Here is a 14,114-nt window from a genome sequence, read left to right on the forward strand (position 1 = left end):
CCCTCAGCGCAGGTCGTGGAGCCACCGCGCGAGGGCGGCGAGCTCTTCGGGGGGCAGGGCGTCGTAGGCGGGCATCCGGGCGCCGGGCTTCATCGCCTGCGGGTTTCGGATCCAGGCGGCGATTCGCTCGGGCGTGGGGGCCTCGATCCCGGCGCCGAGGCTCAGGCGGTCGCCGAAGCGGGTCAGGTCGGGGCCCGAGGCGCCGGCCTCGACCACGCCCGCCACCCGGTGGCAGCCGCCGCAGCCGTTGGCGCGGAACAGTTCCGCGCCCCGGGCGGCGGCCTGCGGATCGGCGGGGGCGGGGGCCGACGGGGCGTCGAGCCAGGAGGGGCGCGCGACCCGCTCGGCGGCCGGTGCGTCGCCGGGCGTCGGCGCCTGGGTCCCGCCCGGTGCGGCGGGGTCCGCCTGCCGGGCCAGCCAGGCGTCGAACTCCTCGGGCGGCATCACCACCGCGGCGAAGGCCATCTGGGCGTGGGCGGGGCCGCAGAACTCGGCGCAGACGCCGCGGTAGGTGCCGGGCTCGGCGTTCTCGACCAGCAGGCGGGTGGTGCGGCCGGGGATCATGTCCATCTTGCCCGCGAGGGAAGGGATCCAGAACGAGTGGATCACGTCATGGGCGGTCAGCACGAACTCGACCGGCTCGCCCGCAGGCAGGCGCACCTCGTTGGCCGAGGGGACGCGGCCCTCGCGCCCCTCGACCTCGTATTCCACGCGCCACCAGAACTGCTCGCCCGTGACATGGACCTTCACGCGGGCGCCGGAGTCGGCCCAGTCGGGCAGCAGGGTCAGGCCGAAGGCCAGCAGGGCCGCGAGCGTGACGGTCGGGAAGACGACCCCGCCCCAGACGATCAGCCGGTCGGCGCGCCGGTCGCCCCCGCGCAGGGCGGGGCGGGCGACGGCGAGCACGGCTGCTCCCATCACCGCGATCCAGATCACCGCCGCGCCGATGCACATCCACAGGAACAGATCCGCGACCTCGCCGGCCTGGGTCGCGCGGGGCGCCAGCGCCGACTGCGGCCCGTCGCAGGCCGCCAGCGCCGTCGCGCCCGCGATCAGCGCGGCCCGGCGCGCCATCCGCGCGCCCGCGCGTCGGCCGGTGGTGATGGTCTGCGCGATGATCCCCTCGTCTCCTCGGCGAGCCTGTCCGTCGAGCCGACCCTCGACCCGCCTTCGGCTGAGAGTGTGGCGAGGGCCGGCCGAAACTGGGGCGGCGCACGCGGCCCGAACCGGCGCCGAGCCCCGGCGCCCGTGCGGAGATGGGCCGCGATCGGCCCGCAAACCGTCCCATCGCGAGCGGTTTGCGACGCCGATGCGTCGGATTTGACGCTCCGGCCTTGATTTTCACGAAATCGCTGAATCTTAATTGAGCGCACAGTCAACGTCCGTCGCCGTGCCGTGGCGGGGGGCGCGAGACGGATCCGGCGGCCGCCTGCGTCAGGGCGTCGGGAACAAACAGGGAGACGCCACGCATGAAAAAGATCGCGGTCGCCGCACTCGGCGCCATCGCCATGCCTTTCGCCGCCTCCGCCGCCGACTGCGGCGAGGTGGTGATGACCGAGATGAACTGGAAATCCTCCCAGGTGGTCACCGCCGTGGCCGAGTTCGTGCTCGAACAGGGCTACGGATGCGAGGTGACGCTGGTCGCCTCCTCGACCGTGCCCGCGCTCGCCTCGGTGGCCGAGACGGGCAAGCCGGACATCGTGACCGAGCTGTGGATCAACGGCGCGCCGAGCTACGGGAAGATGCAGGCCGAGGGGAAGATCACCACCCTGACCGACGTCCTCTCCGACGGCGGGGTCGAGGGCTGGTGGATCCCGCAGTACGTGGTCGACGAGCACCCCGAGGCCGCGACGCTGGAGGGCATCCTCGCCAACCCGGAACTCGTCGGGAACCGCTTCCACCAGTGCCCCGAGGGCTGGGGCTGCCAGCGCGCCAACGCCTCCAAGGGCGAGGCCGCGGGGCTTGAGGAGGCCGGCATCGAGATCTTCCAGCACGGCTCGGGCGAGACGCTCGCCGCCTCCATCGCCTCGGCCTTCGAGAACAAGGAGCCGTGGTTCGGCTACTACTGGGGTCCGACCGCGATCCTGGGCAAGTACCCGATGCACAAGATCTCGCTCGGCGACTACAACGAGAAGATCCACATGTGCGACACGGATCCCGAGTGCCCGACCCGCGGCCAGGGCCTGTCGGAATACCCGGTCGGCCCGGTGAAGACCGTGGTCACCACCGACTTCGCCGAGAAGCACCCCCAGGCGGCGGCCTTCATGACCAACCTGTCGTTCACCAACGACCAGATGAACGGCCTGCTGGCCTGGATGGACGAGAACGAGGCCACCGCCGAGGAGGCCGCGGTCCACTTCCTGACCACCGAGAAGGAGCTGTGGATGAGCTGGATCCCCGAGGAGGACGTGAAGTCCACCCTCGGCGGCTTCTTCTGATCCGCGGCCTGCCGCGCGACGGGGCCGCCTCCGCCTGACCGGCGGGGGCGGGCCTGCGCGCGGCCATCCGCGCGCCCGCGCCCGCTTCGGCGGGCGGCCCGGGCGCCGGCGCAGGAACGACATCGGGGGGCGGCATGGCTTACTATTCGGGCGTGTTCGACGGGCTGGGCCTGCGCGAATGGTGCGACGCGGACAAGCAGGAAGGGCCGATGAGCATGGCCCAGCTGCTCGCGCGCAAGAAGGCGCAGGCGGCGGGCGGCGACGCCGACGCTTCGGCGGACGCGGTCTCGGCCGGGGTGCCGTTCCCTTCGCTCGACGAGCTGCACAGGGCCTGCGACGCGGTCCCCCGCACGCGGGACTTCACCTCGGGCGCCGAGCAGCTGTTCCTCGACATCAAGGACCCGCTGAAGGTGGTCCTCGATCCGATCACCCAGCCGCTGAGCTTCCTGCTCGACGAATCCCTGGCGCTGTTCACCTGGCTGCCGTGGTTCGTGCTGATCCCGCTGCTGGCGCTGGCGGCCTGGGCCGCGACGCGCTCGTGGAAGGTGGTCGGCCTGGTGGCGGCGAGCTTCCTCGGCATGGCGGTGATCGACCATTTCGACTACGCGGTGCAGACCCTGTCGATCGTCTTCGTGTGCACGATCTTCTGCGTCCTGCTCGGCGTGCCCATCGGCATCGCCATGGCGCGCAACGACCGGCTGCAGGGGGTGCTGACGCCGGTGCTGGACATGCTCCAGACCCTGCCGACCTTCGTCTACCTGATCCCGCTGATCTTCCTGTTCTCGGTCACGGAATCGAAGCTCTACGGCATCGCCATCATCCTCTACGCCATCGTGCCGGTGATCCGGCTGACCAACCTCGGCATCCGTCTCGTTGACCAGGACGTGATCGAGGCCGCGGACGCCTTCGGCATGACCGAGCGCCAGAAGCTCTACGGCGTGCAGATCCCGCTGGCGCTGCCCAACATCATGGCCGGCGTGAACCAGACGATCATGATGAGCCTCGCGATGGTGGTCATCGCCTCGCTGGTCTCGGCGCCCGGCCTCGGCGTGCTGGTGCTGCGCGGCATCCGCAACCTGGAGCTCGGGGTGGGGCTGATCTCGGGCCTGTGCATCGTGCTGCTGGCCATCGTGCTCGACCGGTCGACCAAGGCCGCGCTCGAGCGCATCGACAAGTCCGAGCGCTGAGGGGGACCGCATCATGACCCAGTCTTCCTCCGCCCAACCTTCCTCCGAGCGGCCCAAGGTCTCGATCCGCGGGCTCTACAAGATCTTCGGCGGCGATCCGCAAAGCGCGCTCGCCGCCGTGCGCCGCGGCATGGGCAAGGCCGAGCTGCTGGAGAGCCGCGGCCACGTGCTGGGCCTGCAGGACATCAACGTCGACATGCAGGCGGGCGAGATCACCGTCATCATGGGCCTGTCGGGCTCGGGCAAGTCGACGCTGATCCGCCACCTCAACCGCCTGATCGAGCCGACGGCGGGCGAGATCCTGGTGGACGGCGAGGATGTGATGAAGCTGGGCCCCCGGGCCCTGCTCGAGATGCGCAAGCGGCGCATGTCGATGGTGTTCCAGAAGTTCGCCCTGTTCCCCCACCGCACGGTGCTGGAAAACGCCGGCATGTCCCGGCGCATCCGGCGCGAGGGCGGCGGCCCCGCCGACCGCGAGGGGCGGCGCTGGCTCGACCGGGTGGGGCTCGCGGGCTACGAGAACGCCTATCCCGCCCAGCTCTCGGGCGGCATGCAGCAGCGGGTGGGCATCGCGCGCGCCCTGGCCTCGGACAGCGACATCATGCTGATGGACGAGGCGTTCTCCGCCCTTGACCCGCTGATCCGCACCGACATGCAGGACCTGCTGCTGGAGCTGCAGAAGGAGCTGTCGAAGACCGTGGTCTTCATCACCCACGACCTCGACGAGGCGCTGAAGCTCGCCGACCACCTGGTGATCCTGAAGGACGGGCGCGTGGTCCAGCAGGGGGAGCCGCAGGAGATCCTGCTGCATCCCAACGACCCCTACATCGTGGACTTCATCTCGGACATCAACCGCGCCCGGGTGCTGCGCGTGCGCTCGGTGATGGAGCGCACGACGACGCCGCTGGAGACCCCCGACGGGACGCTGGACGAGAACGCGAACCTCGAATCCGTCATCGCCCTCTCGGGCGGCGACACCAGCCTGCATTACCAGGTGACGAAGGACGGCGCCCCGGTCGGGGTGCTGCACATGCAGGAGCTGGTGCGCGCCCTGGTGCCCACCGCCGCCTCCGAGGACGGCCTGCGCGCCGGCGCCGCCTGACCGCGGCGCCTCCGGGCGCTCTCCCGGCCCTTCCGACGCCCCGCCGCGCCCCCGCGGCGGGGCGTTTCCTTGCGCGCGTGCCGCACCGGCCGGAGGGCGGCGGAGCCTCTCATAGATGAAACGCATCGGATCGTATATTTTCTTGCGGCGCACCCCAAAAGTCCGCACCTTTGCGGAGCCCCCCGGCGCCGCCTCCGATTCCCGGCGTTGGACCCCGCCCTCGCTGGGAGCCCGCCCTTGCCGACCCCCCGGCCCCTCCCCTCGCGCACCTCCGCCGCCCCAGCGCCGGCGCCGGCCCGATGATCGCGCCCCCGCCCGGGACCGAGCGCGAGCCTAAGGACGGCGGCCCGGCCTCGCCCGCGCCCTTTCGCCCGCTGGACGCGAACGAAAGCCTCGCCGACCGCGCCTACCGCGCCATCGAGGACCTGATCGTGACGATGGAGCTGGCGCCCGGGGCCCGCGTCTCGGAGCCCGCGCTGGTCCAGCGCCTGGCCATCGGCCGCACCCCGGTGCGCGAGGCGCTGCAACGCCTCGCCTCCGACCGCATCCTGGTGAACCGCCCCCGCCGCGGAATGGTGGTGTGCGAGATCGATGTCCACACCCAGCTCCGTGCCCTCGAGGCCCGCCGCGCCCTCGAAGTCGCCATGGTCCGCGCCGCCGCCCGCCGCCGGACGCCCGAGCAGGCCGAGCGCCTCGCGGCCATGGCCGCCGAGTTCCGCCGGATGCGCGGGCAGGCCGACCACGTGCCGGTGCTGCGCCACGACCGCGCCTTCATCGACCTGCTGCTGGAGAGCGCCGCCAACCCGTTCCTCAACGGGATCGTGCCGCTCTACGCCATCTCGCGCCGCTTCTGGCTGGCCCATCACGCCCGGACCGACCGCTTCGACCCGGCCGAGATCACCACCTTCCACATCCGCATCGGCGAGGCCGTCGCCGCCGGAGACGAACCCGAGGCCGGCCGCCAGGCCGAGGCCTTCCACGACCATATCGAGGCCTTCGCCCGCTACGTCGGCCTGGAGCTGTCCTGAGATGGAGCGCGCATGACCCCGCCCGAAGCCGCCGCCGAAGCCCCGATCACCGTCATCCGCTCCGCCGCCTGGGCGGTCGTGTGGAACGAGGAGACCGGCCGCCACGAATACGCCAAGGGCGTCGACGTGGTCTTCCAGGGCGACCGGATCGTCTCCGCCGACGGAACCTGGACCGGTCCTTTCGACGCCGAAATCGACGGGCGCGAGCGCATGGTCATGCCCGGCTTCGTGGACGTCCACTCCCACCCCAGCTTCGAGACGATGCTCAAGGGCCTGACCGAGGAGGTCTACAGCCCGAAGTTCTACATGAGCTCGCTCTACGAGTTCCTGACCCTGTTCGAGATCGACGAGGAGGGGATGCGCGCCTCGACCGAGGTGGCGCTGGCCGAGCTCCTGCAGTCCGGCGTCACCTCGCTGTGCGACATCTCGTTTGCGCATGAGGGCTGGCTCGACGGCCTCGCCGCCACCGGCATTCGCGCCTTCGCCGCGCCCATGTTCCGCAACGGGCCGTGGAAGACCTCCAACGGCCACTCGGTCTACTACGAGCTGGACGAGAAGCGCGGCGAGGAGTCGATGAAGGCCGCCATGGCCTGCCTCGACGAGGCCGCCCGGCACCCCTCCGGCCGCGTCTCGGGCGTGGTCTCGCCCTCCCAGATCGACACCTGCTTCGAGGGCCTGTTGCGCGAGGCGATGCAGGAGGCGGAGGCCCGAGACCTCCCCTTCACCATCCACGCCGCCCAGGGCGTGATCGAGTTCAACGAGATGATCCGCCGCCATGGCGTGACGCCGATCCGGTGGATGGACGACATCGGCATCCTCAACGAGCGCACGCTGATCGGCCACGGCATCTTCCTCGACAGCCACCCGCAGGTGGGGTGGACGACGTCCTCGGACGACATGGGGCTGATCGCGGACGCCGGCGCCTCGGTCGCGCATTGTCCCACGGTGTTCGTGCGGCGGGGGATCTCGCTGCAGCACTTCTCCGCCTATGTCGAGCGGGGGGTGAACATGACCATCGGCACCGACACCCACCCCCAGAACATGGTCGAGGAGCTGAAGACCGCGATCTATGTCGCCCGCACCATCTCCGGCAACGCCGCCAAGCCCACGGCCGAGATGTTGTTCCACGCCGCCACCGTCGGCGGCGCCAGGGCGCTGCGCCGCGACGACATCGGCAGGATCGCGCCGGGCGCCAAGGCGGATCTGGTGCTGGTCGACATCACCCACCCCTCCCTGCGCCCGCTGCGCGATCCCGTGCGCGCCCTGATCTTCTCGGGCGGCGAACGGCCCATCAAGGACGTCTATGTCGATGGCCGCCAGGTGGTGGCGGACGGCCGCGCGATCTTCATCGACTACGAGAGCGCCATGGTCCGGGTCGAGGCCGCGCAGAAGCGCTCGATGGACCTCGTGCACACCCGCGACTGGGCCGGGCGCAGCGCCGACGCGGCGATGCCCCCCGTGTTCCCGATCCGCGGCCACAACCGCCCCGCCGGGCAGTGATCTTCAAGGGAAGCCAGACATGAAACTGATCGGCGTCGACGTCGGCGGCACCTTCACCGACCTCGTGCTCGTGGAGACCGAGAGCGGCGAGAGCGTGGTCCACAAGGTCCCCACCACCCCCCACGACCCGTCCGAGGGCGTGCTCACCGGGGTCACCGAGCTCTGCGCGCTGGCCGGCGCCGACCCCGCCACGGTCGACCACGTCCTGCACGGCACCACCACCGCCACCAACGCGGTGCTGGAATACGACGGCGCGGTCACCGGCATGATCACCAACTCCGGCTTCCGCGACATCGTCCACATCGGCCGCCACCAGCGCCCCGAGCATTATTCCATTCGCCAGGAGGTGCCCTGGCAGGACCGCCCGCTGGTGAAGCGGCGGTATAGAAAAGCCGTCGGCGGCCGCATCGCCCCGCCGGGCGTCGAGCTGGAGCCGCTGGACGAGGCCGCCGTGGCCCAGGCCGCCCGCGAGCTGGCCGAGGCCGGCGTCGAGGCCATCGCGATCTGCTTCCTGTTCTCCTACCTCGACCCCTCCCACGAGGCCCGCGCCAAGGCCATCGTCGAGGCCGAGGCGCCCGGGATCTTCGTCACCACCTCCTCGACCGTCTCGCCCCAGTTCCGCGAGTTCGAGCGCTTCACCACCACCGCCATGAACGCCTTCATCGGCCCCAAGGTGCGCGACTACGTCACCCGGCTGGAGGCCCGGCTGGTCGAGGCCGGGTTCGAGGCCGACCTGCACATCATGGGCTCCAACGGCGGCGCCGCGACCGCGCGCATGGTCTCGGAGCTGCCGGTGCTGACCCTGCTGTCGGGCCCCGCCGCGGGCATCATCGGCGGCGCCTGGGCGGGGGCGCTGTCGGGGCGGACCAACCTGATCACCTTCGACGTCGGCGGCACCTCGGCCGACATCGGCATCGTGCGCGAGGGCGCCTTCGCCGAGGCGTCGGCCCGCGACACCTCGATCGCCGGCTACCCGGTGCTGGCCCCGATGATCGACATCCACACCATCGGCGCGGGCGGCGGCTCGATCGCCCACGTCGACGCGGCGGGCGGCTTCCGGGTCGGCCCGCGCTCGGCCGGCGCCGTGCCGGGCCCGGCCGCCTACGGCCGCGGAGGCACGCAGCCCACCGTCACCGACGCCAACGTGGCGTTGGGCCGGCTCGACCCCCGCGCCTTCCTGGGCGGTGCGATGAGCCTGGACGTCGAGGCGTCGCGCAAGGTCGTCGGAGAGCTGGCGCGGACCCTGGGCATGAGCCTCGAGGAGACCGCCGACGGCATCCTCGCCGTGGTCAACGCCAACATGGCCAACGCGGTCCGGTCCCGGACCGTTCAGAAGGGCCTCGACCCCCGCGCCTTCTCGCTGATGGCCTTCGGCGGCGGCGGGCCGTTGCAGGCGGTGGACGTGGCCGCGATCCTCGGCATCCCCGAGGTCATCGTGCCCCCCGCGCCCGGCATCACCTCCGCCGTCGGCCTGACCGCCACGGACATGAAATACGACCTGGTGCGCACCGCCTTCGTCACCTCCGCCGACACCGACGCGGGCGCGCTGGAGGCTCTGCTGGAGGAGATGCGGGCCGAGCTCGCCTCCCGCCTCGCCGCCGACGGCTTCGCCGAGGCCGAGATGCGCTTCGAACGCTCCGGCGACCTGCGCTATGTGGGCCAGGGCTACGAGCTCCGCTGCGCCTTCCCGGCCGAGCCGCTGGACGACGCCGCCATGGCCGCCATCTACGCCGACTTCACCGAGCAGCACCGCCGCGAATACGGCCGCATCAACGACAACCCCATCGAGATCGTGAACGTCCGGGTCCGCGGCATCGGCGCCATGCCGGTTCTGGAAAAACCCGCCGCGCCCCCGGGCGGCAGGCTCGAAGAGGCCAAGCTCCACGACGCAGAGATCGCCTTCCGCGTCGACGGCGAGATGAAATGGGTGACCACCCCCGTCTACCGGCGCGACCGGCTGCCTTTGGACGTCGAAATTCAGGGCCCGGCCCTGATCACCCAGAAGGACACCACCTCGATGCTCCGCCCCGGCGACAGGCTCGTCGCCGACGCCGGCGGCAACCTGTTGATCCGCGTCGCGCAGAAGGGATGACGGGAATGACCTCGAAAGCCAGCACCATCGACCCGATCTCCGCCTCGGTCATCCAGGGCGCGCTGCAGTCCATCGCCGTCGAGATGGGCTACAAGCTGATGCGCATGTCCTACTCCTCGATCATCCGGGAGTCGGAGGACTTCGGCGCCGCGCTCACCGACGCCTCCGGCCGCCAGATCGCGGAATCCATGCAGTCCACGCCCCTGCAGTCCGGCCCAATCGCGGGCTACGTTCAGAACGTCCTGAAGACGCTGGAAGCCCGCGGCGACCGGGTGAACCCCGGCGACGTGATCCTGCACAACGACCCCTACGGCGGCGCCTCCCACGGGCCCGACTTCGCGTTCCTGGTCCCGGTGTTCCGGCAAGAGAAGCTGGTCGGCTTCGCCGCCACCACCGCCCACCATCTCGACGTCGGCGCGCAGACCCCCGGCTCCGCCGGCATCGTCGAGGCGATCGACGTCTATGCCGAGGGCCTCCAGTTCAAGGCGATCAAGGTTCGCGACCGCGGCGTCGACAACGCCGCCGTCTGGCAGATCCTGCGCGACAACGTCCGCGCCCCCAAGCTCGTCGTCGGCGACATGGAGGCCCAGATCGCCGCCTGCGAGATCGGGGCCGAGCGCTACGGCGCCCTGATTGACGAACACGGCCTCGACCGCGTCGAGGCCGCGGTGGACGCCCTGATGGACCACTCCGAGGCGATGATGCGCCAGGCCATCGCGGCCCTGCCGGACGGCGTCTACAAGGCCGAGACGAAGCTCGACGGCTTCCTCGACGACCCCGAGCGGCGCCATTTCACCCTGGCGGTGACGCTGACGGTGAAGGGCGACGAGATCCACGTCGACCTCACCGGCACCTCGCCGCAATGCGACGACCGGCCGATCAACCTGCCCTACATCGGCACCACCGACATCGCCATCTGGCTGACCCTGCGCTCGGTGCTGCTCGACAGCGCGGTGCACGGGATCATCCCGCAGAACTCCGGCCTGACGCGCCCCATCACCATCCACGCGCCGCTGGGCTGCATCGCCAACCCGCGCTTCCCCGCCCCGGTCATCGCGCGCTTCACCGGCGGCAACGGCCTGGCGGACTGCGTGATGAAGGCCCTGTCGCTCTGCGCCCCCGAGCAGGTGTCCGCCGGGATCGGCAACCTCAAGTGCGTCGCCTTCTCGGGCCTCAACGAGTCCGAGCACTGGGTCCACATGGAGATCTTCGAGGGCGCCTATGGCGGCCGCTTCGGCATGGACGGCATGGACGCGGTCGACACGCTCTACGCCAACACCCGCAACAACCCCATCGAGGACATCGAGACCCACCTGCCCCTGCGCGTCACCCGCTACGAGCTGAACGAGGGCGTCACCGGCCCCGGCAAGTGGCGCGGCGGCTTCGGCTCGGTCCGCGCGTTCGAGTTCCTGGCGCCCGGCGGCATCTCGGTCGAGGGCGAGGGCCACGCGTTCCGCCCCTGGGGCTTCGAGGGCGGAGAGCAGGGCGGCGTCGCCTCGCTGACCTCCATCGCGCCGGACGCCTCGACGGCCTCGCTGCCCTCCAAGGTCCCCTACCGCGCCACTCGCGCGGGCGAGACCTTCCTCGCCGTTGGCCCCGCCGGCGGCGGCTACGGCAAGCCGTTCGAGCGGGATCCCGCGAAGGTCCTCGCCGACGTGCTCGACGAATTGCTGACGCCCGAGCAGGCGCGCGCCGACTACGGCGTCGTCATCGCGGCTGGCGCCGTGGACGTGGCCGCCACCGAAGCCATGCGGAAGGGAGCGAACTGATGCCCGCCTCGATCAACCCCAACGCCCGGCCCATAGTGGTGGCGGCCGCCCAGATGGGCCCCATCGCGCTGAGCGAGACCCGGGCCGACTGCGTCGCCCGCCTGCTGGAGATGATGCGCGAGGCCGCCTCCCGCGGCGCCAGGCTGGTGGTGTTCCCGGAGCTCGCCCTGACCACCTTCTTCCCCCGCTGGTGGTTCGAGGCCGACCAGGAGGTCGACGTCTTCTTCGAACGCGAGATGCCCGGTCCCGAGACCCGCATCCTGTTCGAAACCGCCGCCGAGCTCGGCATCGGCTTCTACCTCGGCTACGCCGAACTCGCGCAGACCGACGCCGGCCTGAAGCGCTTCAACACCGCCGTCCTCGTGAACGACAAGGGCGCCATCGTCGGCAAATACCGCAAGGTGCACCTCCCCGGCCATGCCGACCACCGCCCCGAGCGCGCCTTCCAGCACCTCGAAAAACGCTACTTCCAGCCGGGCGACCTCGGCTTCCCGGTGTGGGAGACGATGGGCGGCAATTTCGGCATGTGCATCTGCAACGACCGCCGCTGGCCCGAGACCTACAGGGTGATGGCGCTGCGCTCGGTCGAGATGGTGCTGCTGGGCTACAACACCCCCAACGACCACACCGGCCACCCGGAGATCGACGGCCTGTCCAACTTCCACAACCAGCTCGCCATGCAGGCCGGCGCCTACCAGAACGCGACCTGGGTGGTGGGGACCGCCAAATGCGGGATCGAGGAAGGCTCCCCCATGATCGGCCAGTCGATGATCGTCGCGCCCTCGGGCGAGGTCGTCGCCATGGCCTCGACGCTGGGGGACGAGGTGGTGGTCGCGCGCTGCGACCTCGACCTCTGCCGGATCTACCGCGAGACCTTCTTCAACTTCGCCGTCCACCGCGAGCCCGGCCACTACGGCCCGATCACCGCGCAGAAGGGCCCGGTTCCGCCCACCAACGGCTGAGCCGTCGCGCGGTCCCCGGGGCGAGGTTCCGGGGCCGCGCGTGACGGGCGCGAGGCGGGGCGGCCCGCCCGGTCGGACGGCGGAGTCCGGGGATCGCGGCGCCCGCCGGGGGCCACGAAGGGCTCGACATCGCGCGTCGGCTGGGGATGGTCTGGGGGGCGCCGATCGCGCCGGCCGCGATCCTCGTCGCCGCCGGCGGCCCCTCGCCTTCACGGGAAGACCCGATGACCCGGAAAAAGACCTACGAGGAGCTCCGCTCCGCCCGCTGGATGGCCACGGACGACTTCCGCGGCTTCGGCCACCGCTCCCGCGCCCTGCAGATGGGCTACGGCGAGGCGGACTGGACGGGCAAGCCGGTGGTGGCGATCCTCAACACCTGGTCCGACATCAACCCCTGCCACCAGCACTTCAAGAGCCGGGTCGAGGACGTCAAGCGCGGCGTCTACCAGGCCGGCGGCTGGCCCATCGAGCTTCCCGCGATCTCCGTCTCGGAGAACTTCGTGAAACCCACCACCATGCTCTACCGCAACATGCTGGCGATGGAGGCCGAGGAGCTGATCCGCTCCCACCCCGTCGACGGGGTGGTGCTGATGGGCGGCTGCGACAAGTCCACGCCGGGGCTGGTGATGGGCGCGGTCTCGGCCGGGGTTCCCTTCATCTACCTCCCCGCCGGGCCGATGCTGCGCGGCAACTGGCAGGGGCGCACGCTGGGCTCGGGCTCCGACGCCTTCAAGTACTGGGACGAGCGGCGCGCGGGCACCATCGCCGAGGAGGACTGGAAGGGGATGGAGCGGGGCATCGCCCGCTCCTACGGCCACTGCATGACGATGGGCACCGCCTCGACCATGACCGCCATCGCCGAGGCCTGCGGCCTGTGCCTGCCCGGCGCCTCCTCGATCCCCGCGGCCGACGCCAACCACATCCGCATGTCGGCGGACTGCGGCCGGCGGATCGTCGACATGGTGTGGGAGGATCTGACCCCCGACCGGATCCTGACGCCGGAGGCCTTCGACAACGCCGTGACGGTCGCCATGGCGACCGGCTGCTCGACCAACGCGGTGGTGCACGTCATCGCCATGGCCCGGCGCGCGGGCGTGCCCCTGACGCTCGACGACCTCGACGCCAAGGGCCGCGTCACCCCGGTCATCGCCAACGTGCGCCCGGCGGGCAAGGAATACCTGATGGAGGATTTCTTCTACGCCGGCGGCCTGCCCGCGCTGATGGAGCGGATGCGCGGGCGGCTGAACCTCGACTGCCTGACCGTCACCGGCCGCACCCTGGGCGAGAACATCGCCGGCGCGCGGGTCTGGAACGACGACGTGATCCGGCCGCTGGACAGGCCGATCTACCACGAGGGCTCGCTGGCGGTGCTGAAGGGCAACCTCTGCCCCGGGGGCGCGGTCATCAAGCCGGTGGCCTGCGATCCGAAGTTCCTGGTCCACGAAGGCCCCGCCTGGGTCTTCGACAGCTACCCCGAGCTGAAGGCGCGGCTGGACGACGAGAGCTGGGAGATCACCCCCGACGCCGTGCTGGTCCTGCGCAACGCCGGCCCCAAGGGCGGGCCGGGGATGCCCGAATGGGGCATGATCCCGATGCCCAAGGCGCTGCTCAAGCAGGGCCACCGCGACATGGTCCGCCTGTCGGACGCGCGCATGTCCGGCACCAGCTTCGGCGCCTGCGTGCTGCACGTGGCGCCCGAGAGCTACGTGGGCGGGCCGCTGGCGCTGCTGCGCACGGGCGACGTCGTGCGGCTCGACGTGCCCAACCGCTCCCTCGACATGCTGGTGAGCGAGGCCGAGCTCGCCGCCCGCCGCGCCGCCTGGACCCCGCCCGCGAAACGCTACGGGCGCGGCTACGGGTGGATGTACTCCGAGCACATCCTGCAGGCCGACCAGGGCTGCGACTTCGACTATCTGCTGACCGACTTCGGCCCCCCCGTGCCCGAGCCGGAGATCCACTGAGCGGCGGGGCAGGGCGTCGCCCCTGCGCCCCGGCCTTCGGCGCGCGCTTGACGCTCCGCCGGCGACCTGCAAGCC

General features: G+C 71.2%; 10 protein-coding genes. 9 read left to right on the plus strand and 1 reads right to left on the minus strand.

The window, feature by feature from the left end; all coding sequences use genetic code 11:
- Positions 1-3: 3 nt before the first annotated feature.
- A complete protein-coding gene (gene coxB, locus P2H44_RS21550) occupies positions 4-1,074 on the minus strand; it encodes a cytochrome c oxidase subunit II (protein WP_275766990.1) in 1,071 nt (356 codons plus the stop codon).
- A 395-nt stretch (positions 1,075-1,469) separates the two neighbouring features.
- Between coxB and P2H44_RS21555 the strand changes: the two genes are divergently transcribed.
- The 9 genes from P2H44_RS21555 to araD all read left to right on the plus strand — a co-directional run bounded on the left by P2H44_RS21555 (position 1,470) and on the right by araD (position 14,039).
- Positions 1,470-2,438 (plus strand): glycine betaine ABC transporter substrate-binding protein, encoded by a 969-nt coding sequence (locus tag P2H44_RS21555; RefSeq protein ID WP_275766993.1) that lies wholly within the window; start codon positions 1,470-1,472, stop codon positions 2,436-2,438.
- A 134-nt stretch (positions 2,439-2,572) separates the two neighbouring features.
- Positions 2,573-3,625 (plus strand): ABC transporter permease, encoded by a 1,053-nt coding sequence (locus P2H44_RS21560; protein ID WP_275766994.1) that lies wholly within the window; start codon positions 2,573-2,575, stop codon positions 3,623-3,625.
- A 13-nt stretch (positions 3,626-3,638) separates the two neighbouring features.
- A complete protein-coding gene (locus P2H44_RS21565) occupies positions 3,639-4,727 on the plus strand; it encodes a quaternary amine ABC transporter ATP-binding protein (protein WP_275766996.1) in 1,089 nt (362 codons plus the stop codon).
- 299 nt (positions 4,728-5,026) lie between these two features.
- A complete protein-coding gene (locus P2H44_RS21570) occupies positions 5,027-5,755 on the plus strand; it encodes a GntR family transcriptional regulator (protein ID WP_275766998.1) in 729 nt (242 codons plus the stop codon).
- Between the two features lie 12 nt (positions 5,756-5,767).
- A complete protein-coding gene (locus tag P2H44_RS21575) occupies positions 5,768-7,255 on the plus strand; it encodes an amidohydrolase family protein (RefSeq protein ID WP_275767000.1) in 1,488 nt (495 codons plus the stop codon).
- Between the two features lie 19 nt (positions 7,256-7,274).
- A complete protein-coding gene (locus P2H44_RS21580) occupies positions 7,275-9,347 on the plus strand; it encodes a hydantoinase/oxoprolinase family protein (protein WP_275767002.1) in 2,073 nt (690 codons plus the stop codon).
- Positions 9,348-9,352: 5 nt separating this feature from the next.
- Positions 9,353-11,116: a hydantoinase B/oxoprolinase family protein gene (locus P2H44_RS21585; protein WP_275767003.1), complete on the plus strand. Its 1,764-nt coding sequence runs from the start codon at positions 9,353-9,355 to the stop codon at positions 11,114-11,116.
- A complete protein-coding gene (locus P2H44_RS21590) occupies positions 11,116-12,078 on the plus strand; it encodes an N-carbamoyl-D-amino-acid hydrolase (RefSeq protein WP_275767005.1) in 963 nt (320 codons plus the stop codon). The genes P2H44_RS21585 and P2H44_RS21590 overlap by 1 nt, the downstream gene beginning before the upstream one ends.
- Before the next feature lie 224 nt (positions 12,079-12,302).
- The gene (gene araD / locus P2H44_RS21595; RefSeq protein ID WP_275767007.1) at positions 12,303-14,039 is read left to right on the plus strand and encodes an L-arabinonate dehydratase; all 1,737 of its coding nucleotides are present in this window, start codon (positions 12,303-12,305) and stop codon (positions 14,037-14,039) included.
- Positions 14,040-14,114: the final 75 nt, after the last annotated feature.

This window comes from Albimonas marina, assembly GCF_029223255.1.
Taxonomy (GTDB): domain Bacteria; phylum Pseudomonadota; class Alphaproteobacteria; order Rhodobacterales; family Rhodobacteraceae; genus Albimonas.

What these genes read in the sequence shown, in the direction of transcription:
- P2H44_RS21560 (WP_275766994.1), top strand. Translation starts at nt 2,573, where the DNA reads ATGGCTTACTATTCGGGCGTGTTCGACGGGCTGGGCCTGCGCGAATGG.
- coxB (WP_275766990.1), bottom strand. Translation starts at nt 1,074, where the DNA reads ATGGCGCGCCGGGCCGCGCTGATCGCGGGCGCGACGGCGCTGGCGGCC.
- P2H44_RS21580 (WP_275767002.1), top strand. Translation starts at nt 7,275, where the DNA reads ATGAAACTGATCGGCGTCGACGTCGGCGGCACCTTCACCGACCTCGTG.
- P2H44_RS21575 (WP_275767000.1), top strand. Translation starts at nt 5,768, where the DNA reads ATGACCCCGCCCGAAGCCGCCGCCGAAGCCCCGATCACCGTCATCCGC.
- P2H44_RS21555 (WP_275766993.1), top strand. Translation starts at nt 1,470, where the DNA reads ATGAAAAAGATCGCGGTCGCCGCACTCGGCGCCATCGCCATGCCTTTC.
- P2H44_RS21585 (WP_275767003.1), top strand. Translation starts at nt 9,353, where the DNA reads ATGACCTCGAAAGCCAGCACCATCGACCCGATCTCCGCCTCGGTCATC.
- araD (WP_275767007.1), top strand. Translation starts at nt 12,303, where the DNA reads ATGACCCGGAAAAAGACCTACGAGGAGCTCCGCTCCGCCCGCTGGATG.
- P2H44_RS21565 (WP_275766996.1), top strand. Translation starts at nt 3,639, where the DNA reads ATGACCCAGTCTTCCTCCGCCCAACCTTCCTCCGAGCGGCCCAAGGTC.
- P2H44_RS21590 (WP_275767005.1), top strand. Translation starts at nt 11,116, where the DNA reads ATGCCCGCCTCGATCAACCCCAACGCCCGGCCCATAGTGGTGGCGGCC.
- P2H44_RS21570 (WP_275766998.1), top strand. Translation starts at nt 5,027, where the DNA reads ATGATCGCGCCCCCGCCCGGGACCGAGCGCGAGCCTAAGGACGGCGGC.